Raw genomic sequence first — 4,392 nt, forward strand, 5'->3', positions numbered from 1 at the left:
CCGCCGCCCAGCCCTCGACGCGGGCCGCGGCAGCGGCCGCCGGCACCCGCCCGTGGTGATCAGCAGCCATGGCTCCACTGTAGGAGCCAGGTGCGGCCGCGACCCTCAGGGCGCGCGCAGAAATCGCGAGCGCGGCGTCGAGTCCGTTTCAGCGCGCCGCGCCAGGGCGCTGCACTACAGCGCGGTGATGCCGGTGATCGCTGCGAGGAAGCGGTCGTTCATCTCCGGATCGCCGATGGTCATCCGCAGGCCGTCCCCTGCGAACGCGCGGACCACCACGCCGTGCTCCCGGAGGGCGGCGTCGATCTCGGCGGTGCGATCCCCGGTCCGCAGCCAGACGAAGTTGCCGAGCGAGTCGATCGGCTTCCAACCGTTCGCACGCAGCGCGGCGAGCACCCGCTCGCGCTCGGCGACGATCCGCTCGACCCGGGCATTCAGCTCCGCCTCGGCATCGAGCGAGGCGATCGCCGCAGTCTGCGCCAGGTCGCTCACCCCGAACGGGACGGCCACGCGGCGCAGGTTGGCGGCAACCCGCTCCGAGGCGATCGCGTAGCCGATCCTCAGACCGGCGAGGCCGTACGCCTTCGAGAAGGTGTGCAGCACGGCGACGTTCTCGTGCCGCCGGAAGAAGTCGACGCCGTCCGCCGATTCCGGATCGGTGTCGAAGTGGACGTAGGCCTCGTCGATCACGACGAGCACGTCCTTCGGCACCGCGGCGAGGAAGCGCTCGAGTTCGTCGGTGTGCACGACGGTGCCGGTCGGGTTGTTCGGGGTGCAGATGAAGACCAGGCGCGTGCGCGGGGTCACCGCCGCGGCCATCGCGTCGAGGTCGTGCCGCTCGTCGGCCGTCAGCGGAACCGGCACCGCGGTCGCTCCGGCGACCTGCACGAGGATCGGGTACGCCTCGAACGACCGCCACGCGAAGATCACCTCGTCGCCCTCGCCCGCGCTCGCGGTGATCAGCTGGGCGGCGACCTCGACCGATCCCGAGCCGACCGCGACCTCCTCGGGCCGCACGCCGTGCCGGGCCGCGATCCGTTCGCGCACGGCGACCGCGCCCATGTCGGGGTAGAGGTGGAAGCTCGCGAGCCGCTGCTGCGTCGCCACCAGCACCGAGTCGAGCGGAGGATAGGGGTTCTCGTTCGAGGACAGCTTCACCGCATCGGGTAGGGACTTGCCCTGGACGTAGGCGGGGAGGCGCTCGACATCCGCGCGCTGCTGAACCATCGCTTCTCCTTGCACTCGCATGTTCTCAGTTCTTGCCGGGCGCCCCTCTGCGACGCCCGAGCCGACGTTCGAAGCCTAACGTCAATGCATCCGGCTCGGCGCACGCATGAGCCCCCTGCGCTGGGGGCGGAAGGCGAGAAATGGTCGAGATCGCAAGAGTTCCCGGCGTTTTCTCGCCTTTCGCGGTATGCCTGGCCTCAAGCAGCTCGTGCCAGAGCACCCGCTCACGGAGTGCGGGATCAGCCCACGTGGCCGTACTCGCCGGTCGCGACGAGGATGCCCCGGGCCAGCACATGGTCGCGCATGAGGAACCCGAGCACCGCCGGCGTCGCCTGCGGATCGATGTCGATGCGCGGCACGTCGAGCGCATGCACGACGAACCAGTAGTGATGCACGCCGGTGCCCTGGGGAGGGCCGGCGCCGATGAACTCGGAGACGCGCGTCTCGTTCGGCATCGTGATCGCGCCCGCGGGCAGCAGCCCCTTGGTCGGGTCCCCGGCCCCGGCCGGCAACGACGTCACACCGGCGGGGATATTGGCCACGGACCAATGCCAGAAGCCCGAGCCGGTCGGCGCATCCGGATCGAAGCAGGTCACGACGAAGCTGCGGGTGCCCTGCGGGAACCCCGACCAGGCGAGCTGCGGAGACCGGTTCTGACCGCCCGAATCGAAGTCGTAGGTCTCGGCCGGCAAGGGCTCCCCGTCCCGGATATCGGCGCTGGTCACCTCGAAGCCGGGTACCCGGCGCATCCCGGCATACGGATTGATGGCACCCCGTTCAGGGTTCTCGTTCGTCATCGTGGCCCCCTCGGCGTCGACTGGCTGCTCCCAGCCTACGGGGCGGTGTCGCCGCTCGCTATACTGGGCGGACCCGAGCGCGGCCCGAGCGCGCGGCGCGGAGAGCAGGAGGAGCGACGTGTCGACGAAGACCGGATCCGAACGGGCGCGCAACACCCTTGCCTACCTGCGCCGGCACATCACGACCGGCACCTGGCCGGTGGGGACCCGGATCCCGATCGAGCCCGAGCTCGCCGAGCAGATCGGGGTCGGCCGCAGCACGGTGCGCGAGGCGGTCCGCTCACTCGCCTCCATCGGCATGCTCGAGACGCTGCCCGGGCGTGGGACCTTCGTCCGCTCCGCCGCTCCGACGAGCACGCTGCTCAACGAGTTCCTCAACGACTTCACGCTCGAGGAGATCCTGAGCTACCGGCGCGCGCTCGAGATCGAGGCCGCCCAGCAGGCCGCGCTGCACCGCAGCGAAGACGATCTCGTCGCGCTCGAGCAGGCCGCCGTCGAGGAGCAGGGCTGCACCCGCTGCCCGGTGCTGATGAACGGGTCGGAGTCCTCGGCCTTCGACAGCCGCTTCCACCGGCTGCTCTTCGACGCGGCGAAGAACCGCCTGCTGGCCTCGCTCTACGCCGGGACCAACGACCAGTTGCGCACCCCCGCCCACCGCGGCCGGCTCGCGAACGTCGCGACGGCCAGCGAAATGGAGCGCGACCACGCCCGCGTGCTCGACGCGATCCGGCGCCGCGACTTCATCGACGCCGTGCACTCCATGGCCGATCACGTGGACCACGACGTGGTGATCGTGAACGACCGCCAGGAGGTCGTGCCCGCGCTCGCCCGCACGCCCGAGCAGCAGCAGCGGATCGACGTGGCCCGAGAGGCCGACGCGCAGCGCATCGGCACCAACTGAGGCCGTTCCGGCGCTGACCGGCGGGGGCGATCCGCGGCATTGATCCTCGACGTCGACCCTCTGCGCCGATCCTCCGCACGATCCACGAAACCGCCTTGCGGCACCGATAACTCACCCGTCGGTGTGCGCACCCGCCCAGGCCAGAAGCGCGTAACGCACGAATGCCGCGCCCTCCGTGCCGCCGTAGTTCGCCGCGAACCGCTCATCGGCGACGTACATCTCCGCGAGGCCCGTGACGTAACCGACGAGATCGCCGCCCGGCGCCGAGGCCGGAGTGCCGCCCGCGCCCTTCAACCACTCGACGTGGCGTTCGGCCAGATCCTGCGCCGCCGCGCCTTCGGGGTCGTCGCCCCGCTCGGCCGCCGCGATCCAGTCGGCGTTCAGCTGCGCCAAGTGCGCCTTCCACTCCGCCTGGCCCGCCGCGCCGAGTCCGCGCCACCAGCGGTCGCTCCTAGCGTAGGCGTCGGCGCCCCAGCGCTCCTCGACCTCCTCCTTGTACTGCGTGTGGTCGAATCCTTCGAACATGTTCCGAGAGATCAGGTCTCCCTTCCTTTCGTGCGCATCGCGGCATGCCAGCGTCTCGATCGTCCGCTCGACGGCGCCGATCTGCGCCTCGATCCGCTGCCGCTCCTGCCGCAGCAGCTCGAGGTGGCTGCCGAGGATCCGGGCCTCCGCCCGCTCGGCCGCCTCGCCGCGCTCGGCCTGTGCGTCCTGCGCTTCGAGCACGCGTCCGATCGCTTCGAGCCCGAGACCGAGCTCGCGCAGCAGCAGCACGCGCTGGAGCCGTACGAGCGCCCGCTCGTCGTAGTAGCGATAGCCGTTCGCGCCGATCCGGCTCGGGGGCAGGATCCCGATCCGGTCGTAGTGCCGCAGCGTGCGGGACGTGACGCCCGCCGTCTTCGCGACCTCTTGCACCGAGTACACTGGCACGCCTCCTCAGACATCCATCGCCGGAATCTCCGGCGATCACCACGGTAAGGCTTGACGCAACGTCAATGTCAAGGCCCGTCCTGGAGGTTCGTGTCCGGCTGCGCCGGCCTCAAGGCCGGCCCTCCCCCAGCCCGTCGGCGTGCCCACGGCCTACCGGCTTCCCCCGGCTCGCCACGGCTCTCCTCTGCCACCGACCCGGTTCTCCCCAAACTAACCGAGCCGTCCCGCCGACGAATGGCCCACTTCTTGACGAGCGGCCCCCATACGGACGCTAAATATCCAGGCCGCTCGTCAGCAAGGGGGCCACTCGTCGCGATGGAGCCGCCCGCAGGCGTCCGCCGAAGGCCCGACCCGACCAGCCCATCCAGACCGACCGACCCAAGGCCCGCCACCCCGCCCACCGGCTTCCCCCGCCGACCCGAGCCGACCCACCTCACCGAGCCGACCCGACCCGGCCCACCGGCCCGACCCGTCCCACTGACCCGATCCACCCCACCGACGAGCGGCCCCCTTCCTGACGAGCGGCCCCCGTACGCA

At 71.0% G+C, this 4,392-nt stretch carries 4 protein-coding genes; 1 reads left to right on the forward strand and 3 read right to left on the reverse strand.

Going from position 1 to position 4,392, the window contains the following annotated elements:
• Positions 1-174 precede the first annotated feature (174 nt).
• Together hisC and ACFPZL_RS09250 are read right to left on the reverse strand one after the other, a co-directional pair.
• A complete protein-coding gene (gene hisC, locus ACFPZL_RS09245; protein ID WP_218116416.1) occupies positions 175-1,227 on the reverse strand; it encodes a histidinol-phosphate transaminase in 1,053 nt (350 codons plus the stop codon).
• Positions 1,228-1,466: 239 nt separating this feature from the next.
• Entirely contained in the window at positions 1,467-2,024 is a 558-nt protein-coding gene (locus ACFPZL_RS09250; RefSeq protein ID WP_218116415.1) for a YbhB/YbcL family Raf kinase inhibitor-like protein, read from the reverse strand.
• A 118-nt stretch (positions 2,025-2,142) separates the two neighbouring features.
• On the opposite strand from ACFPZL_RS09250, the gene ACFPZL_RS09255 reads away from it, so the two are divergent.
• On the forward strand, positions 2,143-2,925 hold the full coding sequence (locus ACFPZL_RS09255) for a FadR/GntR family transcriptional regulator (RefSeq protein WP_218116414.1): 783 nt from the start codon (positions 2,143-2,145) through the stop codon (positions 2,923-2,925).
• A gap of 111 nt (positions 2,926-3,036) precedes the next feature.
• Here ACFPZL_RS09255 and ACFPZL_RS09260 read toward each other — a convergent pair whose 3' ends face one another.
• Positions 3,037-3,855, reverse strand: coding sequence for a MerR family transcriptional regulator (locus tag ACFPZL_RS09260; RefSeq protein ID WP_236022147.1), 819 nt, complete (start codon positions 3,853-3,855; stop codon positions 3,037-3,039).
• Positions 3,856-4,392: the final 537 nt, after the last annotated feature.

This window comes from Leucobacter soli (assembly GCF_042659205.1).
GTDB lineage: Bacteria > Actinomycetota > Actinomycetes > Actinomycetales > Microbacteriaceae > Leucobacter > Leucobacter soli.